The sequence below is a fragment of the Bdellovibrio sp. HCB-110 genome (assembly GCF_047323225.1).
GTDB lineage: Bacteria > Bdellovibrionota > Bdellovibrionia > Bdellovibrionales > Bdellovibrionaceae > Bdellovibrio.
On sequence record NZ_CP178750.1, the window covers coordinates 3,892,065 to 3,917,237 of the forward strand.

Below are 25,173 nucleotides of genomic sequence, written 5' to 3' on the forward strand. Positions count from 1 at the left end.
GTTCTGTAATGTTCTACGAACCAGCACTTGGAACATTCCAAAACAGCCATGAATATATATTATTGAAATTACAATATTAATTTAAATCTGCAAGCCGTACCAACCAGCTATTTTAAAAACTACTTTACAAATTACGTAACTGGTTACATATTTTTGTTATGACATTCTTTAATCAAGTTGGAAAACTAGCATTAGGAACGCGCATCCGTCTTCTGAGCGAAAAGATCGGCCAAGATGCTGCGGAGATTTACCAAGTCTACGGGAACGATTTGCAACCGAAGTGGTTCCCCGTATTTTATATTCTTTCAATCAAAGGCGAAGGATCAGTGACATCTATCGCCGAAGAAATCGGACATTCCCACGCCTCCGTCAGTAAGATCGTCGCTGAAATGTCTGCCGCTGGATTAATCATTGAGAAAACAGACACAAGCGACCGACGACGAACAAAAGTCTCCCTTTCAAAGAAGGGTCAAAAGATAAGTCAAAAAATTGAATCTCAATACAAAGATGTCAATGATGCTATTGAGGAAATACTTTCGCAGACCACTCACAACTTATGGGCAGCTATGGAGGAATGGGAATATCTCCTTGATCAAAAATCACTCCGTGATCGAGTGCTTGAAATAAAAAAGAAGAGAGAGTCTATGGATGTAAAAATCGTGCCCTACCAAGCAAAATATAAAGAGGCTTTTTACAGACTTAACGAAGAATGGATTTCGAAATACTTCAAAATGGAAAAGCCAGATCGTGATGCTTTGGAAAATCCGAAAGAATACATCATAGATAACGGCGGGCACATCTTTGTTGCGATCATCGACAATGAGCCCGTCGGCGTTTGTGCTCTCATGAAGCGAGATGATCTAGACTGCTACGAACTTGCGAAAATGGCGGTCTCACCTAAAGCTCAGGGAAAAAGCATTGGCTTCATGCTGGGAAATGCTGTGATTGAAAAAGCCAAGGAACTTAAGGCAAGCCGCGTGTTCTTAGAGAGCAACACCATCTTAAAACCAGCAATTAGACTCTATGAAAAACTGGGCTTTAAAAAAATCGTCGGCCCACCAACTCCATATGAACGTTGCAACATCCAGATGGAGTTAAGGCTTCCCTGACGTCAACTATGTTTAGTTACCGTCAGGAATATTCGGTTCAACGACGTGAGAAAGCAAATGAAGAGACTGCTGCCAGCCTACGTAACACATTTCTACTGGAATCGCGTCGGGAATTCCTTCTTGCGTGATTTTAACTTCGGTCCCGCCGATAACTTCGCGAAATGAAATCGTCATCTGCATTTCACCAGGCATATTTGGATCATCAAATTTGTCGGTGTATTTCAGTAACTGATTAGGTTTTATTTCAGTGTATTTCCCACCAAAGGAATGACTGCTCTTCGTTGAGAAATTGGTGAATGACATTTTGTATCCGCCACCCACGCGTGCATCCATAGAATGAATTTTGGCTGTGAACCCATGCGGAGCCATCCACTTAACCAATGCATCTGGATCGGTAAAAGCACGATAAACCCTTTCAGGGGGTGCTGTGAAAACGCGGTGGAGTTGAACTGTACCTGGCATTTTTCCTCCTATTATTTGAATAATTCCAAAGTTATTTGGCTGACGGTCTTGGAAGTTCTCAGTGCTTCGAGCTCATGCGAATCGACAGCGCCTACCAAAACAACACACCGTTTTAATCTAACTTACAATCTCTGCATTCAGCGCGCTAGGTCCTTTAAAAGAAAATGCCAAATCAAATTCGATTCTAATACCCAGCTCAATTCTGTTCCATACATATTCAGATACTTTCGATTGATGTGCATATATCCATTCGTTATCGCCATCTCTCATGATAAAAAAATATGAGGCTTCAACCCTAGACACAGTCCCTCTGTATCTATGACTCACTGGGTAGTAAGTTTCTGTTTTAACCTCCCAAGCCACCTTTGCATAAGCGAGCGAGTTTACAAAAATACTTTTTGCTTCTGCAAAATTCCCATTCAAAAAGAGACTTCTAGCATGCAGCAATTGCGCATCATATGATTTGTCACCGGGAGTATATGCTCTACGAAAATGATAAATTAGATCCTCATGCTTATAACCAGTCTCATTCATCAACAATTTGCCATACTCTAAATGCAGCTGTTTTTCTCCAGGAGCTGCATCTAAGGCCTCCTTCAACACACGCGTCGCTTCAGCTCGATTCTTGGACTCTATATAGTATTTAGACAAACGAATCGCAGCGAACTTATTTCTCGGATTGTTCTTAAATGATTTCTGAAGCGCAGCGATGGCCCTTTCGGAGTCAGAAATTCTTTGAGCGACCTCTGCCTCCGCACCCAGCAGATGCGCATCATCTGGATATCTTTTTAAGCCTTGCTCTAATTTATCCTCAATATCTCTTAATACTACTTGCAACTCTGAATCCGTTGGAGGACGCTCATCTTGCAAAAGAATATCTAATTTTTTCAGCTGCGCTTTTACAATTGTGTGAAATCCATATGAACCCGGGCTATCTGTTAGAAGCTTAGAACAACGTAACTCCACCTCACTTATGTACTTCATTGCTTCTAGATTTGTGCGAGACATGTCTGCCTTTTTTAGGCACAGTTCTGCTAAAGAATGTGCCACGGGATAACTCCATGGAGCCATCTCAAATGACTTTTTCAAGAGATTCTCTGCCTCCTCTAAGTTTCCGTTCGGCCTTCTCATCTCATAAATCGCATTTTGATGAAACAAATGATAATTATCCGGCGCCTTCTCCCTACCTATTTTAAAGATAGTATGTACCATTTGGTGCTCCGGAAAAAGATGCAGCAACGTTTTTGCATTTGTCATTTTGAAAAATGTGGTGTTGTCTGAATGGTAATCGAGATTGAGATTATTAAAGCACTTCAAAAATTCATCATATCGAATTTGCACATCTTTTAATACATTCGTAAATACCATTTCGGCAATTTGTGGATGTCGTGCCTCATACACATAGTCACGTGTCATCGGATTAGATTTGATAAACACGACCTGATCCAAGGCATTGTGCAGCTCGTTTTTAAATTCTTCGAGAGTTATATCATAAATTCTCGAGATCAATCCCGCTCTTACGGGGACGTTTAATCTATTAAGAGTACAAATTGTTAAATAGATTTGCTGAGCTCGAAGAGGCCTGATGCTATCATATTCATTCGCAATAATTTCCTCAAAAGGTTTACCGCCGGTCGCCTCATGCAGAGCTACAAGCAATTGACGACCAGCTCTCTCGGTCAACGCCTTGATTTGGTCTTCTTCTGAAAGGGAGCTTAGAACCCCAAGGGAACTATGCCTCTTAAGTAACTGAAGTAAACTCAATATCTCAGGCCGAAGTAAAAATTCCAAATCAAAAGCTGACGTAACAGCGGAGGAAAGATTCGGAGAAATTGCGTTCCACTCGTTGATCCTAGCTGTTGAAAAAAGTCTTAATCTCTTTAGATTTTCACCTAATGATGAAAGCATACGCTCAATTTCTGCGGCATGTGTTACTGCATCGTCTACGAAAAGATAGACTTCTTTCTCGGTAGCCTGAATCAGTTCATTTAAGGCAAATGGATTAATCGCCCCAAATGACTTCAAATACAATGCAGTCTTGTCATAAGTTTTTCCGGCTTCCCAAGCGAGCCTCTGCAGCAATACACTTTTCCCTGATCCTGCATGCCCTCTAATTAGAATGAACTTAAAGCCATTATGCGTAGTATCCAAAATTTCTTCAGCAATAATCGTATCAGATATTAGCCTCTTTACATCTAGGTTTTGTTCTATGGGCGACCAATTCTTAGTCATACCTTTGTAAAACAATTTGGGGTCTTGAAATTCTGTCGAACGAATAGATGCAACGTAATCGACGTCATTCTCCAAAAACAGCGAGCAACCTTTGCTCAACATTCTTTTGTTATCACCAAACTTCGCACTGATCGGGTGATCCGTAGCTCCTTGAATTTTTATACCTCGTAAAATAGCTGGAGCCGCATTATCCAGCTTCTTTAAAAATTTTTCGAAAGTACCCTCAATTACGGTGATTTTTTTTTGCTCCCAGAATCTTCGCTGAATATCGCCCGCGGCAGGAGACACTAAATAGTATCTAGGCCGACTACCTGACTCCGACGCAACCTCAGCTAAAATCTGCCTGATATTCGGATCGTTTAAACCATATCCTACAAATATTATGGGATTCTCGAAAGCCCATGTTTTAAGATGGTCAAAAACGCGAGAGCGTCCTTTTCTATATTCACCGTATTGATCCAACGATAGAATTAGTGGACACGCAGGGTTTGCAATTCTATTTATACATCCATGTAGTTTGAGATAAGGAACGGCATTTGGATCTCTTAGTTTTTCGTCTACGCGATCTCCATTTTCGACAAAAGTCACTAGTGGATCTTGAGCACGATTTGCAGATTGTTCATACGAAGACTCAACCAATAAGTCATAGTTCGTACTAGCTAGGCCCCGCCAACGAAATGTTGGCAATAACAAATGGGTATCCGTAGGCTTAAACTCCTTAAACACATTTCTTATGAAATCTTGCACTCTAAATAAATCAGTCTCACTAATTGCATACTCACTTATTTGACTAAGAGGGTAATCGCGATAATTGCCACCCAAAAACCTATCGGCTAACATAGCGCCAAGCTCGGTACCCGTCGGTGGCACCTCTCCTTTAGAATTTCTAGCTTCCAGAGATGCTCCGGCTCCTAAAAAAAGAATAGCATTCCCGCCCTTAACATCTTCAATTAAACTCGATGGAATTTCCAAGCTTGCCCCCAAAACAAACAAATAGTATTTATAAACAAATATCGAAATACACTGAGTTTTGATTTGCAATCTGATTGCACAGATTTTTTTATATTAGTACTTAGGTCTGTACTTGTTAGAATTTAATATTAGTATTTTGAAAGATAAATTAGGAGGACCTATGTCTGCATTTCTTCCGGATCTGTTATATTGCGACCGTAAAAGTGTCATTAGTTTACTAAGTGTTCTGGTGGACAACTTAATACCGGAATATAAGCTAACGATTAATACTCAAACCAAATCCAATAAAGATCTAAGCTTTAGTTTAGAAAGAATTGCCGCAAAATATGCAAACGAAGAAACTTTGTTAGTTGAAAGAGAAGGATTGATAAAGCGTCCAACCGCTTCGCTGTTTAATGATCTGTACCAAATTCTCAATGAAAAGCATCAAATTCAGTCTCTCGCAGGTTTCGATGACGCAATTTTAGGACAATTGCGAATAGGAGAAATCGTGGAATTACCCGGTACCTTCACGCGCTCCGAACTAGAATCTTATATGGGAGGGTTGATTGAAATGTTCACAATGGTGTCTGGGGAGTTTGATCTTGATAAAAATGCCGCACTCGCAGTTAACCTTCTTAAACCCAAAAAAGCAACATATGTAGTTTCTCCGTTATCAAACGTTGCGACCAAGTTTGTAACATCCGTTGATTTACTTCAAAAAGACGTAGGTGACGATCTTATATTCAGTCCAGATGATGTAGATGGAGAGTTTACAGTTTTAGGAAGAGTTAGACGAATAAATCCAATAGGAAAATCTGTGAGCCTTTATAATTTCCTTCCAGGTAAACTATCAATGCAGCAAGACAAACTTAGAGACTTGTTTCGAAACTTCAAAGGAGTCGAAGAACAGGGACTTTTATTGGGGGGTATATCAAATGTATCTTCTGACAAATTCGAAATCCCAGGTCCTGTTATTGAAATCAACCCTATTGCTATATATCAAAGTTATTAAGGGGATCTCTTTCTACAAGTAAGCACTTCAGTTATCTTTTAACATGACGTTTAGATCTTCCATAAAGGAAAGTCTTCCACAGTTTGTAAGTAACTAGGCACCATAGGAATTAATTTTTATGGCTTCCAAGGTTTGCCGATATAACTAATGGGAGCAGCTCTTCCTCCACTTCTCGCTCCTCTCATTTTTGTTGTATTCACGCGCTCCACTCTTCTGACCGAGTTTATGACTTAATAGGGAAATTTACGATGAACTCACGCTTTAATTCCGTGCAGTTAAGTCCTTTGAGCGAGCGAATCAATATTCAGGGAAACTTTTCCGATGGAAATGATTTTTCCCGTTTGATCAAGGACAGGGAAAATGGTGGAAAGATGTCTTGCCGCCACGCCTTGGTTCATTAGGACTTCGTCAAATGTCAGTGGTTTTAAAGATTTTAAAACTTCTTGCTCTTTTCCAAGAGCACATTCCGTAGATTCGGGTAGCAAAAATTGCTTTGCATTTTGTCCTAGTAGTAAATCTCTTGAAAATCCTACGGAGCGGGCAAAAGCAGCGTTGCAATTGGTGATTATTCCGTCACTGTCTTTTACCATCAGCAAAAAAGGAGCTGAATCCCAGATTTGCTGCATGCGATCTTTAAAATTGCGTTCGTCAGTGACATCACGAGCCGACGCGAATCTCACACCCAGTTCTGTATCAGCCGCAGCACTCCAGCTTAATGTTCGGTAAGTCCCGTCAGCGGCCCGATAACGGTTCTCGAATCCCATCGAGCGCAGTCCCAGATTCAACGCCTTAATATTTTCACGTGTCGCCGCTCTATCATGGGGATGAATAAATTCAAAGAACGGAGTGCTGAGCAGCGTTTCTTCACTATATCCCAAAGTATTAACAAGTGATGCGCTGACTTTTTTTAGAAGACCGTCTTTTCCCGCAACAGCCATCAGATCACTAGATATAGAGAAGAAACGATCTAAAGTGATTTGTGAATCTTCCGTTTCCGACAAGCGCAACAATAGTCTTTTGTATTCCCGCTCTGCTTTTGCGGATTCAAGATTCGAGGAGTGAGATGTGGCAATTCCAAAACACGCCAGCGCTGGAATCAAAACGATAAAGGCAATAAATTGAGTTGTACTGACAGCTGGAAGCATCACACTTCCCATCACAAAGAGAGCCGACAAAAGCAAAATGGCAATCAGAGAAAATAGAGTAATTTTGTTTTGCAGCTGCCAGAAACCGAAGTATTCAATAGATTTTTTCTTTTCACGCTGATCCAAGTCGAGCCTCACAACCAATCTATTGGATCATATCTACTGGGTGTCATTCAAGTAAACTACAAGTGTGGACATTACAAAAAAATGATGGAGAGAATATTAATTTACGAGATTCGAGCTAACCACTCCGCTTTAGACAGCTCCCAAATTTCAAACTTAGTATATTTTGAATTTACAAATCTGCTTGAGTAACTCCGCGAAGAATTAATCTCTTCGCCTCAAACACAGGTAAACTATTATTGTTCACAGCATGCCCCTTGCCCATTCGAGAGCTTCCTGACTCTTCTCGAATGTCCGCATTTGAAGGTCTTAAATCTTCTCCGTACCCAACCTGTATCCTCTCGTATTTAGGAGCAAATACTCATGAACTCAACTGTCGAACAGCTCAGACCTGCAAGGTAGATCCTTGAAGCTCCTGCCACTCAGTATTCAGGTTATTGAACAGGAGTTCACGGTGTTTATACTTCTGGATCATGTGAGAATGCCACTTGAAGTCCTACAGTTCCCTCTCCTAAACACCGACAAAAATAAAACGTTTACCCCTTCACTTAATAAACGACGTGCATTGTGCTATTTTATTTCTATCTTTTCTATGGGTGACGCTATGAATTTGAAACCGTCCTTTTCAATCCTATAAACAATTTAATATATAAAAATATTCTTCCTCTGATATCGAAGATGACTTCATTAAGAAGTCCACCCGCCACCGGTATTGCGCTAATACTTCCCTTAATTAGACCGACGACGACGACTTCTTTCTTAGTAGATTTATCCATCCTATGCTCCCGAAGACGTTTGAATTTCGAAACTTCTCCTTAAAACTGATGTCTAAGTTCTAAAAAATCTCTCTCTAATTTCTTCGCATGCTCCATCGAGACCCGGGAATAAGGAACCCGCTGTGATTCCCATGACTGCCAGTTCTCGCATTACTCGCGTACGTTCCTTTAGAGGGAGATCTATTATCTTAAGAAATTGCTGTCCCTTCTCTTTCTCTTTGGCTCTGATATAAGTTTCGATATCATCTAAATTTGTAACGCTTGATATAGATTGTTGAGGAATCATTCGCTCATTTTCAATTGCAATAAATTCCAACAGAGAAAAATGAGGCCAACTACTAAGTTTTTTAAGCTGATTATACTCTTTCCGCCAGGATTTTTGATCAAACATAAATATTCTTACTTTTTGATCATCACCGGCCTGATCGGCATGCGAAGACTTAATATTTTTATAGGCAAAGTAAGCGCTGACGAAAGGAGAATACGACCAGTCAAGAAGTGGGGTTGGATATCCATGATGCTGGGCCAGGTTCATAAAAGCGCCATTTTGATCTGGGATGTCCAGATTAAAAATGAACTTCGTGCGCTGACTCAAGTGACGGTATAGAGCAGGTATATCATTGTTAATGTAGAAAAAAAGATCTGCACGACCTGTCCGGTGAAAACTGGTTCGGAGTCTTTTGGCTTCTTCTTGGCCGCGGAAGATAAATCTACGATATTCAAGACTGCTCACGAAACTCTTAAACTGATCCCAGGTTTGCACCTCCGCAATAGGGCTATATTCCGTCGGCTTGTCTGATTCGCTTTTATGAAGTGTGGCGATACCATTAGATCCAATATCGGTTCTCCATTCGAATTCCAATACCGAATTTTTGTATTCTAACTTTATGGCCACTTTTTTTCCAAAAATAGTTCCAGGATATAGATGAGCAATATCTTTCCAGTCTACAAGGTCTCCGGAGATAGGATCTATCGGCAATATTAGTGCTTCGAATTCCAACATCTGACCTTTGCCAGGTGTTATGATAGACGCGTATGTGCTTGGCCGTTCATTGTTTTCCTCGAACGCATAGGCATGACCTTCGAAATGAGTGCCACGATCGTCTAAATTCAAGATTATGCTGCCTGCAGATGAACCTGCATAAGATCCGATCCATTGTCCGTTCATAGAAATCCCTATTAACCAGTTTAAGTGTCTGCGCTAAAGTTTCCTTTGAAAGTAAACAAAATAGAAGTGATATATAATGGACTATGTTCTTTCAGTATTAAAGGGTAGGTATTCGGCTCAACATCAATGACAATGGATTCTTTATGCGTGGAAAAAGTTTTCCCCAATATTCGAAACGCGCGAGGATTCATCTTTTACATGATATTTAAAAGTAGATTCTCGTGTAGGTACTACTTCTTTTTTACCAACTCTACGTCGATAGTTGCTGGCATCTTAGTGCCCTTGATCTCAAAAACATAGGTTGGTTCGAGATCTATAGGCACACCGTTTTTGTCATATGTTTTAATTTGCATGGATGTTGTCCCTTGAACAACAACCTCAACTATCTTCACCTTAGTGTCAGGAAGATTTACGTATTTGATACAATGGTAATTACTAACGCATACATTTGATTTAGAATGTAGGGCTTCTTTTATGAAAGGTTCACTTTTAACAGTAATAGCCTCAACCTTTTGAGAAGGTATAGACTCTTGAGTCGTCGTAATAATTGACGTGTCTTTGCGAGCATTTTCACAGCCAAGAAAAAACAAACTAAAAATTAGTATAATTTTCATCATCAATCACCTCCCCTTTGAGATTCCACGAAGCCTTTTAAGTTATAGTTCGTAGATCCAGGTTGAGGCTCAACTCTCTCTACAAAGGAGGGCTTACCCGTTATTGCTCCAATTTTAATATCATGGCCATTTACCTTCGTATTTAGATCATTGAATTTTTGGGAAATTTCCTTGATATCGTCTTTCAATTCAGCAATTTCTTTTTTTTGCTCACCAAAGTTAAACTCTAAATTATCGATCTTATTTTTATATATTCCTATAGCAACTAAAAAACCGACAATAGCAACGCCAAATACACCCAAGAGTATTTCGAGATACCTTATTACGTTTTTCGGATTACCTTGACTTTGTTTCTTTGCCACAAAGAAATCATACATCAAATTCTGTTTTGTCAAAAGCTCGTTTTTAGAAGTTAGTTGTTCGAACCGTAGAACCGATGTTGTCTGAAAAAAGAAAACCCAAATATCCACTGCGGATTACTAACGCAAGAACGGAAGGCTTTAACAATGTGGCAAAGCTAGTACAGAAGCGAGCTTACGGCGTTAAAAGCTTTGAAATGTATAGACTCAGATACCTAAATGCTTGTGCTTAAATGACTTTTTGAAATTGCCCACTATGGAGCGAGTAGAACCGCATTTTTGCGAACCCACGTCTGTTCGCTTTGCTCACACTTGAGAGTTCAAACACCAACAGACTTCAAACAATTCAGAAAATAAAAAACCTCCCGAGTGGGAGGTTTCTTATTTTCTAAATTGGTGGAGGCGGCGGGAATTGAACCCGCGTCCGCAAGAGATCCACGATAAGGCGCTACATACTTAGTCGATATTTTAATTTGATGATGGGACCTCTATCGACAAAGTTCCCATCAAACATTCCCCCAGTAAATTTAAGCGAGTCTGCTGGAGAAAACCCAACTCACCGAGGTCACTAAATGACAATCTATCCAAGAGCGCAACCACCTCAAGGTAGATCGTGCGGCTAATTAAGCTGCAAGTGCGTAATCGTTGCCAATTACAAAATGCACGTTTTTAAAGAGGTCCTCATGCGCCCCTGTATGCTCCTTATGCTTCAGCACCCACGTCGAAGCCAGTACGCCCCCATGTGTGAAAACATCGTTTCATCCTACCACATAATCAGCGGCAAAATGAAAATCGTTTATCCTTCCGATTTTACTCCTCACATTCAACGATTAAATTTTTCGTGACGCAGGACTTTTGTCTTGCAGAGGTGGTGTCATCCTAACGAGATCTTAACGTTAGCACGGGACAATTTACGCCAAAAGTTCGAGATATCCACCATTTATGGCCCTATTCCACAGAGTTATCCACAGATGTGCACAAAAAATGGGGCAATAATGACACTAAAATTTAAGAATCTTAAATTTTTGCGAATGGCTGTCACGTTTATAATCGGCCCTCTATTTAGGCAAATTATCCAAGTTTAACGAAAATAACCGCGATCGCGTCCGCTTTTTTGGCGAGCGGACTCATATTTCAAAGCACACAGAAAGTGGCAAATCTGCTTAGCAAATAATCAAATTTTTAAATGGAGAAGTTAAAAAAGCGGCTCTGCAAAATCACAGAACCGCTTACAAGAATTAACGGAAAAGATCCGCAGCAGACGCCGCCGTCGCAGCTAAAGAACTCACATTAGAACGATCTTTCGCAGAAGCCGTCTCTGCAGAAGCTTGCGCTGTCACAGGAGCAGGTTGTGCTTGTGGAGCTGGAGCCGCCGTTACAGGAGCTTGCTCAACAATCGCTGTCTCTGGTTTCAAATCAAGAGCGGGCTTAATCACAGGAGTTTTTTCAACTCCTTCAACTGCATTTGTCACAGGGAAAAGTTGGATGTTGAGTTGATAAACTCTCTCCCCTTTTTCTTTCATGCGCGCAATCGAGTTGTCTTTGTGAAGAGCTTTTCTCATCTGACGAAGTTTAAATTTGATTTCTTCAAACTCAGCTTTCGTCAAAGACATTGTCAACGTACCAAACTCTCTGTCCGTCGGTTGATCTTGATACAAAGACTCAAGACCCAAGTACATCAATTGAGATTGAAGCTTACGAACAAGAGCCACAGGAATTTCTTCCGGAGACTCGATCAAGCTTCTGTTCTTTTTCAACTCACCAGTCACTTCGTCACGACGAAGCTCACCAGAGTTGATCAAAGTACCCAGAGCTGTTTCGATTTCATCTTCAGAAGCTTTACCACGAAGAATCGTTTTCAAAGCGGCCGTATCGAAAGACACGCCCTCTTGATCCACCATCGCGTAGATGATCCACGCAACCCAGTTAGGAACTTTCTCCCACGTTTTGCGGTCGATCTCGCCAGATTTCAATTTCCCAGCAACACGATGCTCGCTGAGTTTCTTAAGATACATATTACGTTCAGCAGGATCTGTTGCTTGAGTGAATTGCACCAGCAAACGGAACTCGTCAGTTTGGTCTTTCATAAAGCCCAAAGCTTTGCCGAATTTTCCAATCATATCTTCAGAGAGGTTTCTTTTCCCCTCGATGATCATTTTTAGATAGTTGGGAGATTTAATATTCGCTGCTGCTGAAAACACAGCGTAGTTATAAGCTCTTAAAGATCCTTTCGAACTCTTACGTTTGAACTGATAAAAATCCGCCAAGAACTGACGGTAGTTCATGTAATCAGAAAGGATAGGCGGATTCGCCGAACCCATTGAAATTTCTTTGCCTTTGCTAAACTCAAGATGACTGTTTTGCATAGAAATCAGATCTCCTTTTGCACCCAGATAGTTCACCTGATTTAAATCTTCAAAACAAGCGGATTTGTGCACAAAGGGGCTTACATTATCGCAAGGCATAAAAACCGGAGCCACGCGAAATAAAAAAAGGACCCCTTACGGAGTCCTTTTCTAGTCATCGAGTTTTAAAATGCTTATTAACGAGATAGACGCAAAGTCACCGCGCGAATATCTAAGTCACCGCGAGTGTACAGAACCAAACTCTCAGCTCCTTGGCCAAGCACGGCATTTTGTGGGCGAACAGTTTGGCGAGAGTTGTAGCGATCCACTTGCAAAGTTTGACCTTGGTTGAAACCGTTGATCAAAAGATCAATCAAAGCTGTGTTGTAAACCGGAGTCGCTTCGATCACGATCTCTTGGATTCTGTAACCACGGTAGCGGTACATATCGATGTATTGAGTTAGATCCAAACGATCATTTCCATACATGCGACGTGACACATAAAGTGGAACATCGACACCACGACCCGGACGACCTGGGCGCTCAACGCGATCATTATCAATCAAGTTTACAGTAATTGAAGCGATCTCTGCAACACCACGAACAGACAATTGAAGTGAACGGATGTCTTCACCGATCACAGCTCTGTAACGAGGGTAAAGTTGAATAGCACCTTGTGGAGAGTAAGAAGTGTCTTCTTCACGACCATCAGCAATCAAAGAGATTTCTGCTTGAGGTCCGCTGCGACGAATTTCAACAACAACAGATTGAACAGTGTAACCGCGATAGTTTTCGCCGATTCCTGCCAATTGACGAAGAGGTAAAGTTTCATTGGAAACTCTGCGACCCAAATAGATGATCTTTTGTTCTTGGCGACCATTGATACCACCGTTTCCAATGCCTCCGTTACCGAAGTCATCTTCACCAGGGAATGGATTGCCTGGATTAAAGCCACCGTCGTCTGGATAAGGAGCTGGCTCAACAGGACGAGGTCCTCCTGGAACAATATAAGCTCCAGCAGAAAGAGAAGTAAGAGTGATAGCAGCAAAAGCGATTAATAAGCTGTTTTTTAGAGTCATTCTGTCCCCCAAAGGTTTTGGTGATTCCCCACATCTCCCTTAAGCAACTCGTGTACCAACTGGTTTTGGGACAATTCGACACCAGCACCGTGTGTTAAATAATAAAAAAGGGCCACGGCTTGGAGGTCCGTGGCCCTAAACATAAGGAACGCTAGGAACAATTTAGATCTATTTCAAATTATCGTCAGTCAAATCAATGAGAGGTTTTACTCTTCTCATGAAAGTAACTAGGAACTGATCTTGAGCATAAGAACCGCGTTTTCTCATTTTCAAAGCCAAACGCACTTGACCAAGACCGTTGTTAGCCACCATACGAGCCTCACCAATTGTATTAGCAAGGTTCAATTTCGTATTATCCAAAGAGATCAAATCCAAAGTGTCTTCTTGATCTTTAGCAATACGTGACAAGTTGATGTTCACACCAGTACCCGCTTCAGGAGCAAGCAATGGACCCGCGAAAGCAAGAAGTTCGTTGTTAGCACCCTTCATAGAAAGAGCCACACCAGAACGACCGTTTACAACTTCCCAAGAACTCATACGGATAGTTTTGATTCTATCTGGAACTTTAAGACCTTGGATCGTGTTCACGATGAAGTCTCTTAAAACCAAGTACTCTGGATTGTTCGAGTATTCACCTGGAAGATTGAAATACAAATCAGCAGAAGAATTTCTGAACACCAAGTTGATGATCGCACTTGACGGAGAAGTTCCGATTTTAAGTCTTACGAAAGTATTCTCACACCCGCCATCAAGATCAACGCACTTCAAAGTGCCTTCAAGAGCGCGAGAACCTGTAGACTTCTCACCGTTACCTGCACGAACAGATCTCAATGGAGAAGCATATCCGCCATTGTTACTTGCACCAGCAACGTTATAAACTTTAACTTCATTTCCTTCTTGAACTTTCAAAGTCACGATAGCGTCACCAGACAAACCATCGATCGTCATTTTCGCAGACAAAACAGAAGAAGCTGCTTCAACATTCGCACGACGAGTTTCGTAACCTACTTTTTCGTTACGAGCTCTCAGGAAATTCAAAAGATCATCTGTCGAAGAAGAAGTATAAACAAGACCATCTGACGTCACGCCACCAGTCATGCGCTTAGATAAATTATCACGAGTCGCATTACCTGGATCGTTAGTACGATAGTCAGGCGGCAATTGATTCGCACCCGGAGCCGGAGCTGGACGAGTGTCTACCACTGGAGGAGTTGTTGGCTTCGGTGGCTGAGAAGGAGCCGTCGGAGCTGTTGGAGGAGGAGGAAGTGGATTTGGTTGTTGAGTCGAACCCGGCGGAGTTGGTTTTCTCGGCTCAGGAATTGGCTCAGGGAGTGGTGGATTATAATCATCTGGTTTATTCGGATCAGGAAGACCACCACCGATTTGACCATTAGTATCAGACTCACCTGTTTTTTTAGATTCTTCAGGTGGAGCTGCGATTACGTCTTTTTTCTTACCGCACGCACTTAACGTCAAAGTCGCAAGCAAAGCGGCCGTAATCAATGTGTGCTTTTTTTGAAGCATTGGTAACATTAGAAACCTCCAAGTATTCTGTCGCTGGACCATTAAGCAAGCCTTGGGCCAATATTCGTCACCCCTCATCAGGGCTTGTATTGCAATACGGTTACGTTTTAGACTCTGTCTTGGAAGGAATTACATGCCTGTACAACAATTCGGCGAGCTCATCAGCGACCCTCGAAAACTGACAAGACATATTATTAAGGTGATCCTTATTTCGCTCGCGCTAGCGATTGTTGCGGGATATTTTTTTGACCAAACAGTCTCTGCCTACTTCGCAAATCCCGATATCAAAGCCACGATCCGCGGACCTGCAAGAGTTCTTACAGATGCAGGTCTTTCGGAATACTACTTTATTCTTGCTCTTGGCGTGTGGGCGCTTGCAAAGTGGGTGGCTCCGCATATTGGTGCATTAAAAAGTCATTCTCATAGAGTCGACTTCTATAGACGTTGGGGATTGAACTTCTTCGCGGCTCTCTTACTATGTGGGGCAATAACTCATATTATCAAATTCGCAGTAGGCCGTCAGAGACCGCATAAAACTCCTGATTTTGATCCCTTTGTCTTTACGCCATTTACAACGCACTGGCATTGGCACTCGTTTTCTTCAGGACACTCGCAAGTGATCTTTACTGCTGCAACGATGATGAGTGTGGCCTTCCCAAGATTCCGTTGGTTTTGGATACCTTTCGCGATGCTTGTGGCAGCGACTCGCATCGTAGTGCATGACCACTTCTTAAGCGACATCATTTTCGGAGGCGGCGTTGGTTACGTCGGAACATTGCTAGCGTTGTCTGTGATGCGCAATAAAACGAAAAACGGTCTTTACTGATTTTCAGAGAGAAATTCGACAAGATATTGGGATTCTTTTAAAGACTTCATAATGTCTTTATAGTTTGCCACATACTTTTCCACCAAAGACCAAAAGCGATCAGAGTGGTTCATGTGCTGCAGATGTGCTAGCTCATGAACAATCACGTAGTCGATGATCTCTTGAGTGAAGACGATCAAACGCCAATTCAAATTGATGATCTTTTTAGACGAACAGCTCCCCCAGCGAGTTCTTTGTTCACGGAACTTCACTTGCGAGGGTTTTAAGTTCATTTGTTCGGACCAATAAGCGACACGCTCACTTAAAAAGTTCACGGCTTCTCTTTTATAGAAGTGACGGATTTCTTTTAAAGCTGTCGGATGTTCTTCAATAAGAGAGTTCGCACTCCAGTCATTTCGCGGGATGTGCAAAAGCAGATTTTCGTCGGTCACCGAAACAAAAGTTTTCTTATGAAGAGTGATCACAACTTTGAGTTTTCGCTCTTTTCCCATAAACGGGAAATTTTCGTAGGCCTTGATGCGTTTTTCCGGGAATTTTTCTGCGATCTCAGAGAACTTTTCAAAGTTCTTTTCAATCCAGTCCTTTTTAGCCATAAGAAAGTCCACGATCACTTTTTGTGTCGTGCTTTTTGAGGCAATCACTTTGATGGGCTTATTAGGATAAAGATAAATAGAAACCGAACGACGAAAAGACCGTCGATGCACTTCCACAGACCATTTTGCGAAGAGAAAGGTTTCTTTGCCGCTCATCAAGTCAGAGAATGACTTAAGCCCCAAAAACTGGCAAGTTTGGAGGTACGCCGTACCTTTTTGTATCGCATGGCAGTAGGTAAAATGGACAAAAGCTCTTCTTTTTATAGCTTAGATCCCGAAAAAGTTCTGCAAGCGGCAGAAAATGCGGGTTTTTATCCCACGGGGGAATTCACTCAATTGAATTCCTATGAGAATCGCGTTTTTGATATCAAGCTGGAACAGCCTCATGACTCAACGGCTCTAAACAAAAACATAATCGCGAAATTCTATCGCCCTCATCGCTGGAGCAAGGAAGCCATTCTTGAAGAGCACGAATTTCTTTTGTCTCTAAAAAATGAAGGCATTCCCGCCGTAGCTCCTCTTTTTCAAGGACACGACAGCACGATTTCGGAAGTGGACGGAATGTTTGTCGCTTTCTTTCCGAAAGTTTTAGGCAGAATGCCGCAGGAATTTTTAGAGGGCGAACTTCATAAAGTCGGCCGCCTGATGGCGCAGGTTCATAATATCGGCGCAAAGAAGCCAGCTCCGCACCGCCCGGTTCTGGATACGAGTTATTACGGTGGCTGGAACACTTTAGATTTCTTGCAAGACTGGATCACTCCCGAGTTGCGTGAACGCTATACCGTAGCCTCTGAAGACATTCTTTTTGCTATTGATGACACTTTTGATCCTTCTGAATTCATTCGCATTCATGGAGACTGCCATAAAGGAAATCTCCTCAATAACGGAAAAGAATTTTTCCTGGTGGACTTCGACGATTTCGTCAATGGTCCCGTGATTCAGGATTTCTGGATGCTTTTATCTGGCGATGCGGATTTGCTCGATGAAGAAAAATCACAAATCATCGAAGGTTATGAAGAGCTGCGCGAATTCCCCGATCACCAGTGGTCGTGGATTCCTCTCTTAAGAGGCCTTCGTATTATTTCCTATGCAGGATGGATCGCAAAACGCTGGGAAGATCCAAGCTTCCCCCGTCTTTTTCCCGAATTTAATACCTTTAGATATTGGGCCGAAGAGGTGGAAGCTTTAGAAAAGATCTCTTGGCAGATTCAAGGATGAGCTAAGAACCAATTCGTGATGAGCTCGGGAGCTTCATCAATCCACTGATGACCTGCCGTTGCATCAATAACTGCTTCAGCTTCTACACCGACATTTTTAAGTCTCTCGTAGTAATCAAGCATCGTACCCACTGGAACAACGGAATCATGTTCACCGTGCAAGAACAACGTAGGCGGATGATTTTCAGGAATATTCTGAGGAACAAAACAGATGGGTCCCTTGCAGTTCGCATAAGAAGCAGACTCTACGGCGATGGCTTTAAATGTTCCCGGGAACGTCACAGCCATGCGGCTTGAGTGATAGCCACCGCTGGAGATGCCCGTCGCATAAAGACGGTTCATGTTAAGTTTGCCGAAAGTTCCGGTCTTCATTTTTTTTAAAAGTTCTTGAACGAAATAGAAGTCTTCAGAGAGTTCGTAGTCAACTCCGATAAGATTTGTCATCCAAGCAACACCACTGATGGCAGGAGGAGCAACAACGGCGAATCCATGATCAAGCAAGGATTGAATCAAACGAATTTCGTTGTAACCGCCGAAGGGTAAAATACGTTGGCGAGAAAATTCGACTTCAAAAAAACTTCCTTGATAGATCACAACTGTCGGCCAACCACCTTTTGGTGCTTTTCCCGCAGGTAATGCGTACTTCACTTTGCGTGTAATGTGCGGACCAGAAATATCAACTGCGTTTGATGGACACGTGATGCGGTCAACGATACCCGATGTTTTACACATCGACACTTGTGCCTGCCCGTGAGCTGCCATTGAAACAAAACCAAGAATTCCCAGAATAAAATGCTTCACGAGTCTCTCCCAGCAAGGATTTGAAGTTCACGCACCATATAAGAAGTGTTTTAGATTGTCGCTGGGAATAGTTTCAAAATGAATTACCTAACTGTAATTACCGACAATCTCCGCGAACCTCTGGACCCATCTTGGAACTGGCTCCTACAAAAGATTTCCAAGAATTTAGTTTACTTTTTCAAAGACTTCTCAGATATTGAAGTAACTCTAATGAAAGGAGGCCATCATGATTATGATGATTATTAAAAATCTTAACGATTCCACACTATCAACAGTGAACGGAAATGACGTGGCCTCCGTCGGTCAATTCTAGCTACGTACAAAGTTCCAATTCACTACATTAGTAAAATTTAAATAACAAAAATCCCAAGTTTTAAGAACTTGTCCGTTTGGCAATTTTTTATTCTTGGTCTTAACCCAAAAAACTTAAAACAGTTCTCGCGCAAGCCTATTCAGCGGCCTTTTGAGTAGCGCTTTTGCGAGCATTATCAATCCTGAGGAGGAAGCTATGAATGCGTTATTACGCAAGAAAAAAGAATGGGAATTCCAAAACGAGCGTTACTTATTGAAGCTCGTTGAAGCCTCAGCTGATGTGTCTGTTGAAAGCGTGAAAAGGGCCGGTCTACTAACAAGCTTCCTCGCGTACCTCGTGTACAAACTCTTAGGAGGAATGCTTGCAATGGCATCTGCTATTTTTAGAGGACCGCAACTTGTGCGCTATACATCTCCAGAAAAAGTCTTCGAGACTGTGGAGATCTCAACTTATCAGCTTGAGTCCCAAATAAAGAATCCTTATTTCTCGAGGTAATTCTTTTGGGGGGACCCGTCGGGTCCCCTGTTTTAAACGGCCTTACGACCCAATTCAAAAGTCTTCTGAAGATATTTTTTAATATCTTCGGGTTTTCTACTTTTCAAGGAGTCATACTGCGTGACTCCCACGGGTTTAATTCCGCAAAATTCCAGCACACCTTTTTTCATTGTGCGAATGGCGGGATCCCAATTCACTAAAAGATTCCAAAACCAAGGTGCATCCGTTGTTAGAATGATTCTTCCCGTACGTCCCTTGAGCAACTTATCCCAGAAGGGATCATTCTTGTGATATTTAAAAGCAAATCCTGGCAAAAGCACACGGTCTAAAAAGCCTTTGAGCAGAGCGGGAACTGAACTCCACCATATAGGATATATAAACACCAAATGGTCCGCCCACAAAATATCCTTTTGCGCTTGGACCAAGTCAGGTTCGAGTTCCTGAATTTTCAAATAGCCTTTGTGTAAGATCGGATCAAAAGACAGACGCGATAGGTGCGTAAGTTTCACTTCGTGACCTGCTTGCTCGGCTCCCTGGAAGTAACTTAATGCTAAAGAAGCGCAAAGACTTTCATCATTGGGATGACCGTTGATAACTAAAATTTTCTTTTTCACAAAACGCCTCCAACATACAGAGCTAAAACGAAAAAACATTCAATATTCGGCAAAAAGCATCTAATTTCTTCATGTAACCAATGGTAACATTAATGTGACCATTGTAAACATAGAAAAAGTCTGCTAGTCTTTTTTTCATGGTAAAGACGTATCATCATGGCGACTTAAAAAGTGCCGCTATTAAAAAAACCGTTGAAATCATTCAGAAAAAGGGTGAAGTCGATTTTACGTTACGTGAAATCGCAAAAAGCCTCAAAGTGAGTCACACGGCTGTCTATCGGCACTTCCAATCAAAACAGGACTTGTTATCTTATATCGCGGAAGAAGGCTTCTTGGCGCTGACCTTAGCCTTTGAAAAAGAATTAGTGAAAGCCCGCACTCCCCGCCAGAAACTTCAAGCAACAGGCCGCGCTTACATTGAGTTTGCTCTGGAAAATCCTGGTCACTATCGCAGTATGTTCCATCGCGAGTTGCGCTGCTCGAAAGAGCAACGCAAAGAACTTGATGAGATCGGCGGAAAGGCCTTCGTGTCGTTGCTAGATGTCTTGCAAGAAGGAATGAAAGCACAAGTTTTTCGCAAGGAAGATGCTCTGTCTACGGCGCGGTCTATTTGGTCGGCCATTCATGGATTTTCGATTCTTCTTTTAGACGGACAGTTTCAAAGTGTAAAAACCAAAACCGACATCAAATCGGCTGTTGAAATTCATTTGGAATTTATTGAGAGGTCTATTTTGAAATAAAGCGGCCTGTGACACAGACCGCTTTTTTATTTTTAATATTATGGTTTCTCTTCCAATTCGATGTAGTGCCAAACTCCCCCGATGCCATCTCCGAAATCATCACCTTCAACACGGTCGAAAGCATATGTGTAAACGGGACGACCATCGTAAGTAAGTTGCGCTTTATTATTCGCTCTTAGAACATGACCCAACGGTGCTTTTAAATCTAAAGCCTCTTCGTCAGTCAGAATGTAGGGCGGCCACACTTCAGCGCAATCGCCTGTGCAAGTGGGAGTTGGCTTATTCATATCCGGATCAAAAACGTACAAAGTTTTACCAATACTATCTGCGACAAGCTTCTCACCGTCGTCATTGGTTACTATTGTTGTTAATGGCGCTTTTGTTTCGGGAGGTGGTGGCGGATCATCGGCCCAAGCATTGAGTGCAAGAAGAGCAACACACAGAGAAGCTCCAATAATTTTATTGAATCTCATAAGGATCTCCTTTTTTTAAAACATCCTGTGACTGCAGGATGTTTTAGTCTAAGAAAATCCACGGGGCGTGTGACGAATCAGGTGTCTGTTATTTTGCTTGTTCGTAAAGAGGCATAACCTTAGGTAAAAGTGCCGAAATTCCTCTGATACGAGTGTCATCTGCGGGATGCGTGCTTAAGAACTCGGGTGGTTTGCCACCACCTGCTGACGCCATTTTTTTCCACAATGTCACAGCTTCTTGAGGATTGTAGCCCGCGCGAGCCATCAACTCTAGACCAATGTCGTCGGCTTCAGACTCTTGTCCACGACTGTGCGGTAACGATACGGCCAATGTCGTAACTTGGTCTGCAATTCCAACATACTTCGCATCGACTTTTCCTGAAAGGAGGATCGCTTGAGCTAAACCGCTTTTGATCAGCTCTTCAGACATTCTCTCACGACCGTGTTCACGCAAAGCATGGGCGATTTCATGACCCATGATCGCTGCGATCTCTCCGTCAGTGAGTTTGAGTTTTTCAATAATGCCTGAATAGAACATGATCTTTCCGCCCGGCATGCAGTACGCATTGAGTTCCGGAGATGTAATCACGTGAACTTCCCAGGCCCATTGAGGCGCATCACTTCTGAAAGTAGCTGTTTGTGGAGTTAGCCTTCTTGCAATCGCTTGAACTCGCTGAACCTGCTGTGGATTTTTATCAAGAAGGCCCTTCTTCTGAGCTTCTTCTTTTGTTTGTCCGTAAGCCTGTGCTGACATCGAAACGATTTGTTCGCTCGGCACAAGCAACAACTGCTTACGCTGAACACCGATAGCACCTTGTTCAGTTGAAGTTACACATGAAACGAGAAACGCGAAGATAACGAAGATTGTATTTTTCATACAAAAATCCTAACGAGGTTCCCCAGATAGAGCAACCACCCTAAGATTAAAGAATGAGTCACCTTAAAGAGCCACAACGCAGGGCTTTTGGTCGTGACCGACCTCGTCATAGGGCTTTTTACGACGGCTTGAGGCCAAGGAAATTCTGTTTTCCTTTGAAAGAGTTCAAACTTCATTCTATATTTTCAAGGCTTTAGCAATCCAAAGACAAAAGGACCGACTTATGAAAAAGATCAAAGTTGCAAATCCCGTCGTTGAGCTCGACGGCGATGAAATGACAAGAATCATCTGGAAATTCATCAAGGAAAAATTGATTCTTCCTTACCTAGAAATCGACATTAAGTATTTCGATTTGGGCATGGAGCATCGTGATGCTACCAACGACCAAGTGACTGTAGACGCTGCTGAAGCGATCAAAAAATACAATGTTGGTATCAAGTGCGCGACGATCACTCCTGACGAAGCTCGCGTTAAAGAATTCAACTTGAAACAAATGTGGAAGTCACCAAACGGCACTATCCGTAACATCTTGGATGGTACTGTTTTCCGTGAACCTATCATCTGCAAAAACGTTCCTCGTTTGGTCCCTAACTGGACAGCACCAATCTGCATCGGTCGTCACGCATTCGGTGACCAATACCGCGCGACAGATTTCGTGACGAAAGGTAAAGGCAAATTGACGATCACTTTCGAAGGTGAAAACGGCGAAAAGATCCAACACGAAGTTTACAACTTCAAAGGTGATGGCGTTGCAATGGCAATGTACAACACAGATGAATCTATCTCTGGTTTTGCACGTTCTTGTTTCAACCAAGCTCTTTCTAAAAAATGGCCTTTGTACCTTTCTACTAAGAACACAATCTTGAAAAAGTACGATGGTCGTTTCAAAGACATCTTTGAAGAAATCTACCAAAAAGAATTCAAAGCGAAGTTCGATGCTGCTGGCATCACTTACGAACACCGCTTGATTGACGACATGGTTGCGTCGGCTTTGAAATGGAATGGTAACTTCGTATGGGCTTGTAAGAACTACGATGGCGACGTTCAATCTGACACTGTAGCGCAAGGTTTCGGTTCTTTGGGTCTTATGACTTCAGTTCTTGTAACTCCAGATGGAAAAACAATGGAAGCTGAAGCGGCTCACGGAACAGTGACTCGTCACTACCGTCAGCACCAACAAGGTAAACCGACTTCAACAAATCCAATCGCTTCTATCTTTGCTTGGACTCGTGGTCTTGAGCACCGTGGAAACTTGGATGGCAACACTGATCTAGTGAAGTTCGCTCAAACTTTGGAAAAAGTTTGTGTTGAAACAGTTGAAGCTGGCTTCATGACAAAAGACCTTGCAGTTTGCATCTACGGCGACAAAGTTCCAGCAGACAAATACTTGAACACAGAGCCGTTCCTAGAAAAGCTTGATTCAAACTTGAAAAAAGCTCTTTCAATGTAATTGAGATTTTAAATCTGATTTACTTAAAAGCCTCGGCGTAAAAACCGGGGCTTTTTTTATCTAGAGTGCGCCCGCTTTTTCTAGAATATTCACCATCTCAGCGAACTTGCGTCGCTTTGCGTGAGCCAACGGGGTAATTCCATCATTGTCGGGAATATTGAAATCAGCTTTGGCATTCACCAGAAGCTGCAAGATCTCCTGCTGCCTTGGGCCTCCGTCACCCAACACGATAGTCTCCATCAATGCCGTCCAACCCAAATTATTTTTGTGATTGATATCAATCTTCGTTTTCAAAAGTTCTTTGACGATATCGACATGGCCTCGCTCGCAAGCGGGAATCAAAGCCGTTCCTCCGTAGCGATTGTAGATTTTAAAGTTGGGTTTTCCCTTTGAGATAATCAGTCTTAGAATCTGCAAACGTCCTTCAGCTCCTGCATACAACAAAGGACTGTCTTGCTTCTGATCCTGCGCATTCACATCTGCACCCGCCTCAATCAAGAGACGCGCAATTTCAACATCGTTATTTTGTGTGGCAATAAGCAAAGGCGTCCGTTTCTGCGAATCCATGACCTCCAAATTCGTTTTACTCTTTAGAACCGCTTGAACAAGTTCCGTGTCGTGATTTTTCACAGCCTCCAATAACGACGGAGTTTGAGGATAGGCTTCCACTTTGATCTCCTTTTGCTGAGCCTCCGAAAATGCACCAAACGCCAATGTCCAGAGAAGAATCCAATTCTTAAATCGCATTTTTGCTCTCTATTCTGATGTGATTTTATTCTATGACCGATACCGTCCACGCGGGACCTGATTAATAACACGGTCGCATGACAAAAAATTCCAACTGCCTGATTTCAAAAAGGCATTTGGAATAAAAAACAAAACGCTATTGAGAATATTTCTTAGTGAATTTTCTTAAGCTCTGTAATGAGTTGTGAATTGGCAGTCGAGAAGCTCAACATGTCGGACATCTCAGACAAGTTGAGCTTTGAACGAAATAGACTCGGAAAAAATTTCCCTATTTCACGCGGACTTTTAATTTATATTTGGCCTTAGACTGGCAAGTCGACTCCATAGAAACTGTCGAACATTCCATTTTACCGCAGTTGACGGAAAGAACTTGGTTCTCTTTATTCAACTCTTTCACGTCTTTCTTCCAATCAGCGCAGGCTTTTTTCCAGTTAACACGAGCCTCTTTCAAAAGCGGAGCCGCCTCCCCTTCGATGTCTTCCTCTTCGTTAACAATTTCAAATTCTCTGTCAGTAGCCTTAGTCCCTTTTTTAATCTCAATCGTAGTATCTTCCCCTGCAGGAATATCTTTAACGCCAACAGATTGCGCCTGAGCAAAAAACGGAAGCACCAAAAGCAAAACCAAAACTTTTTTCATAGAAGAACTCCTTTTAAACGGATTCATGTTACCACCTCCCCAAAACAAGAAAAGCCCCAGTCGCATTTCCTGTTTCGGCGTAATGCACCGTAGACGTAAAAAATCCCCTGGCACCTTTTCCTGACGCGCCGTAGACCGAAAAAAGAAGCAGGCACCTTTTGGTTTTCTTCCCGGCCCGTAAAATCCGAAAACTTCTTCCATAGAGGTAATTCTAAGTATTTATTCCTGATAGATGGCCTCTGCGGGGCCTGGATGGCCCTCGCCGCAGGCGAAGCAGTGAGGGCTGGAAGCCCGTGCCAGCTAACAGGAATAAATACTTAGAATTACCTCAATGGCACGACGAGTTATCGAATGTAATGCAGCCCACGGTAAGATAAACCTGCGCCTGGCCGGGTCCCATACAATAGCGCCCTTGACGAACTCCGCTAGGTCCGGAAGGAAGCAACGGTACTCGAGGGTCTATGTGATATGGGGTGCTCGGCCACTTT

24 protein-coding genes and 2 other RNA genes are annotated in these 25,173 nt (G+C 42.4%); 9 read left to right on the forward strand and 17 right to left on the reverse strand.

Annotated features, from left to right (window positions below; genetic code table 11):
• Window positions 1–158 precede the first annotated feature (158 nt).
• Window positions 159–1,109 (forward strand): GNAT family N-acetyltransferase, encoded by a 951-nt coding sequence (locus ACL934_RS18595; protein WP_413612749.1) that lies wholly within the window; start codon window positions 159–161, stop codon window positions 1,107–1,109.
• 12 nt (window positions 1,110–1,121) lie between these two features.
• On the opposite strand, the gene ACL934_RS18600 is transcribed toward ACL934_RS18595, so the two are convergent.
• Together ACL934_RS18600 and ACL934_RS18605 are read right to left on the reverse strand one after the other, a co-directional pair.
• The gene (locus tag ACL934_RS18600) at window positions 1,122–1,571 is read right to left on the reverse strand and encodes an SRPBCC family protein (protein WP_413612750.1); all 450 of its coding nucleotides are present in this window, start codon (window positions 1,569–1,571) and stop codon (window positions 1,122–1,124) included.
• A gap of 117 nt (window positions 1,572–1,688) precedes the next feature.
• Window positions 1,689–4,775 (reverse strand): SIR2 family protein, encoded by a 3,087-nt coding sequence (locus ACL934_RS18605; RefSeq protein ID WP_413612751.1) that lies wholly within the window; start codon window positions 4,773–4,775, stop codon window positions 1,689–1,691.
• Between the two features lie 160 nt (window positions 4,776–4,935).
• On the opposite strand from ACL934_RS18605, the gene ACL934_RS18610 reads away from it, so the two are divergent.
• On the forward strand, window positions 4,936–5,769 hold the full coding sequence (locus ACL934_RS18610) for a hypothetical protein (protein WP_413612752.1): 834 nt from the start codon (window positions 4,936–4,938) through the stop codon (window positions 5,767–5,769).
• A gap of 275 nt (window positions 5,770–6,044) precedes the next feature.
• On the opposite strand, the gene ACL934_RS18615 is transcribed toward ACL934_RS18610, so the two are convergent.
• The 4 genes from ACL934_RS18615 to ACL934_RS18630 form a co-directional block, all read right to left on the reverse strand.
• Window positions 6,045–7,040 (reverse strand): PAS domain-containing protein, encoded by a 996-nt coding sequence (locus ACL934_RS18615; protein ID WP_413612753.1) that lies wholly within the window; start codon window positions 7,038–7,040, stop codon window positions 6,045–6,047.
• Window positions 7,041–7,865: 825 nt separating this feature from the next.
• Window positions 7,866–8,981, reverse strand: coding sequence for an FRG domain-containing protein (locus ACL934_RS18620; RefSeq protein WP_413612754.1), 1,116 nt, complete (start codon window positions 8,979–8,981; stop codon window positions 7,866–7,868).
• 230 nt (window positions 8,982–9,211) lie between these two features.
• On the reverse strand, window positions 9,212–9,598 hold the full coding sequence (locus ACL934_RS18625; protein WP_413612755.1) for a hypothetical protein: 387 nt from the start codon (window positions 9,596–9,598) through the stop codon (window positions 9,212–9,214).
• On the reverse strand, window positions 9,598–9,957 hold the full coding sequence (locus ACL934_RS18630; RefSeq protein WP_413612756.1) for a hypothetical protein: 360 nt from the start codon (window positions 9,955–9,957) through the stop codon (window positions 9,598–9,600). Before ACL934_RS18630 ends, ACL934_RS18625 begins: the two co-directional genes overlap by 1 nt.
• Window positions 9,958–10,031: 74 nt before the next feature.
• Here ACL934_RS18630 and ACL934_RS18635 point away from each other — a divergent pair, with 74 nt between their 5' ends.
• Window positions 10,032–10,187 (forward strand): transposase, encoded by a 156-nt coding sequence (locus ACL934_RS18635; RefSeq protein ID WP_413612757.1) that lies wholly within the window; start codon window positions 10,032–10,034, stop codon window positions 10,185–10,187.
• Between the two features lie 161 nt (window positions 10,188–10,348).
• On the opposite strand, the gene ssrA is transcribed toward ACL934_RS18635, so the two are convergent.
• The 4 genes from ssrA to ACL934_RS18655 form a co-directional block, all read right to left on the reverse strand.
• Window positions 10,349–10,694: a transfer-messenger RNA gene (gene ssrA / locus ACL934_RS18640) on the reverse strand.
• A gap of 498 nt (window positions 10,695–11,192) precedes the next feature.
• Window positions 11,193–12,392, reverse strand: a complete 1,200-nt coding sequence (locus ACL934_RS18645; protein ID WP_413612758.1) for a TIGR02147 family protein — start codon at window positions 12,390–12,392, stop codon at window positions 11,193–11,195.
• A 104-nt stretch (window positions 12,393–12,496) separates the two neighbouring features.
• A complete protein-coding gene (locus ACL934_RS18650) occupies window positions 12,497–13,378 on the reverse strand; it encodes a hypothetical protein (protein ID WP_413612759.1) in 882 nt (293 codons plus the stop codon).
• A gap of 168 nt (window positions 13,379–13,546) precedes the next feature.
• Window positions 13,547–14,911 (reverse strand): hypothetical protein, encoded by a 1,365-nt coding sequence (locus tag ACL934_RS18655; RefSeq protein WP_413612760.1) that lies wholly within the window; start codon window positions 14,909–14,911, stop codon window positions 13,547–13,549.
• A gap of 124 nt (window positions 14,912–15,035) precedes the next feature.
• Here ACL934_RS18655 and ACL934_RS18660 point away from each other — a divergent pair, with 124 nt between their 5' ends.
• Window positions 15,036–15,728, forward strand: coding sequence for a phosphatase PAP2 family protein (locus tag ACL934_RS18660; protein WP_413612761.1), 693 nt, complete (start codon window positions 15,036–15,038; stop codon window positions 15,726–15,728).
• Here ACL934_RS18660 and ACL934_RS18665 read toward each other — a convergent pair.
• Entirely contained in the window at window positions 15,722–16,477 is a 756-nt protein-coding gene (locus tag ACL934_RS18665; RefSeq protein ID WP_413612762.1) for a M48 family metallopeptidase, read from the reverse strand. The genes ACL934_RS18660 and ACL934_RS18665 overlap by 7 nt on opposite strands.
• 84 nt (window positions 16,478–16,561) lie before the next feature.
• Between ACL934_RS18665 and ACL934_RS18670 the strand changes: the two genes are divergently transcribed.
• The gene (locus ACL934_RS18670) at window positions 16,562–17,539 is read left to right on the forward strand and encodes a serine/threonine protein kinase (protein WP_413612763.1); all 978 of its coding nucleotides are present in this window, start codon (window positions 16,562–16,564) and stop codon (window positions 17,537–17,539) included.
• Here ACL934_RS18670 and ACL934_RS18675 read toward each other — a convergent pair.
• On the reverse strand, window positions 17,530–18,339 hold the full coding sequence (locus ACL934_RS18675; protein ID WP_413612764.1) for a prolyl oligopeptidase family serine peptidase: 810 nt from the start codon (window positions 18,337–18,339) through the stop codon (window positions 17,530–17,532). The two genes, ACL934_RS18670 and ACL934_RS18675, sit on opposite strands and share 10 nt — an antisense overlap.
• A gap of 508 nt (window positions 18,340–18,847) precedes the next feature.
• Between ACL934_RS18675 and ACL934_RS18680 the strand changes: the two genes are divergently transcribed.
• Window positions 18,848–19,147 (forward strand): hypothetical protein, encoded by a 300-nt coding sequence (locus ACL934_RS18680; RefSeq protein ID WP_413612765.1) that lies wholly within the window; start codon window positions 18,848–18,850, stop codon window positions 19,145–19,147.
• Window positions 19,148–19,179: 32 nt separating this feature from the next.
• On the opposite strand, the gene ACL934_RS18685 is transcribed toward ACL934_RS18680, so the two are convergent.
• Window positions 19,180–19,761, reverse strand: a complete 582-nt coding sequence (locus ACL934_RS18685) for an NAD(P)H-dependent oxidoreductase (RefSeq protein WP_413612766.1) — start codon at window positions 19,759–19,761, stop codon at window positions 19,180–19,182.
• A 137-nt stretch (window positions 19,762–19,898) separates the two neighbouring features.
• Between ACL934_RS18685 and ACL934_RS18690 the strand changes: the two genes are divergently transcribed.
• Window positions 19,899–20,501 (forward strand): TetR/AcrR family transcriptional regulator, encoded by a 603-nt coding sequence (locus ACL934_RS18690; protein WP_413612767.1) that lies wholly within the window; start codon window positions 19,899–19,901, stop codon window positions 20,499–20,501.
• Window positions 20,502–20,539: 38 nt separating this feature from the next.
• Here the strand turns inward: ACL934_RS18690 and ACL934_RS18695 are convergent, their stop codons facing one another.
• Together ACL934_RS18695 and ACL934_RS18700 are read right to left on the reverse strand one after the other, a co-directional pair.
• On the reverse strand, window positions 20,540–20,974 hold the full coding sequence (locus ACL934_RS18695; protein WP_413612768.1) for a hypothetical protein: 435 nt from the start codon (window positions 20,972–20,974) through the stop codon (window positions 20,540–20,542).
• A gap of 88 nt (window positions 20,975–21,062) precedes the next feature.
• On the reverse strand, window positions 21,063–21,851 hold the full coding sequence (locus ACL934_RS18700) for a M48 family metallopeptidase (protein ID WP_374076101.1): 789 nt from the start codon (window positions 21,849–21,851) through the stop codon (window positions 21,063–21,065).
• Window positions 21,852–22,074: 223 nt separating this feature from the next.
• Between ACL934_RS18700 and ACL934_RS18705 the strand changes: the two genes are divergently transcribed.
• The gene (locus ACL934_RS18705) at window positions 22,075–23,301 is read left to right on the forward strand and encodes an NADP-dependent isocitrate dehydrogenase (RefSeq protein ID WP_413612769.1); all 1,227 of its coding nucleotides are present in this window, start codon (window positions 22,075–22,077) and stop codon (window positions 23,299–23,301) included.
• 60 nt (window positions 23,302–23,361) lie between these two features.
• Here the strand turns inward: ACL934_RS18705 and ACL934_RS18710 are convergent, their stop codons facing one another.
• Both ACL934_RS18710 and ACL934_RS18715 read right to left on the reverse strand, forming a co-directional pair.
• Complete coding sequence (locus ACL934_RS18710; RefSeq protein ID WP_374076103.1) at window positions 23,362–24,048, reverse strand: ankyrin repeat domain-containing protein; 687 nt, start codon at window positions 24,046–24,048, stop codon at window positions 23,362–23,364.
• A gap of 268 nt (window positions 24,049–24,316) precedes the next feature.
• On the reverse strand, window positions 24,317–24,685 hold the full coding sequence (locus ACL934_RS18715; RefSeq protein WP_374076105.1) for a hypothetical protein: 369 nt from the start codon (window positions 24,683–24,685) through the stop codon (window positions 24,317–24,319).
• Window positions 24,686–25,072: 387 nt separating this feature from the next.
• Between ACL934_RS18715 and ffs the strand changes: the two genes are divergently transcribed.
• Window positions 25,073–25,171, forward strand: an RNA gene (ffs, locus tag ACL934_RS18720) — signal recognition particle sRNA small type.
• Window positions 25,172–25,173: the final 2 nt, after the last annotated feature.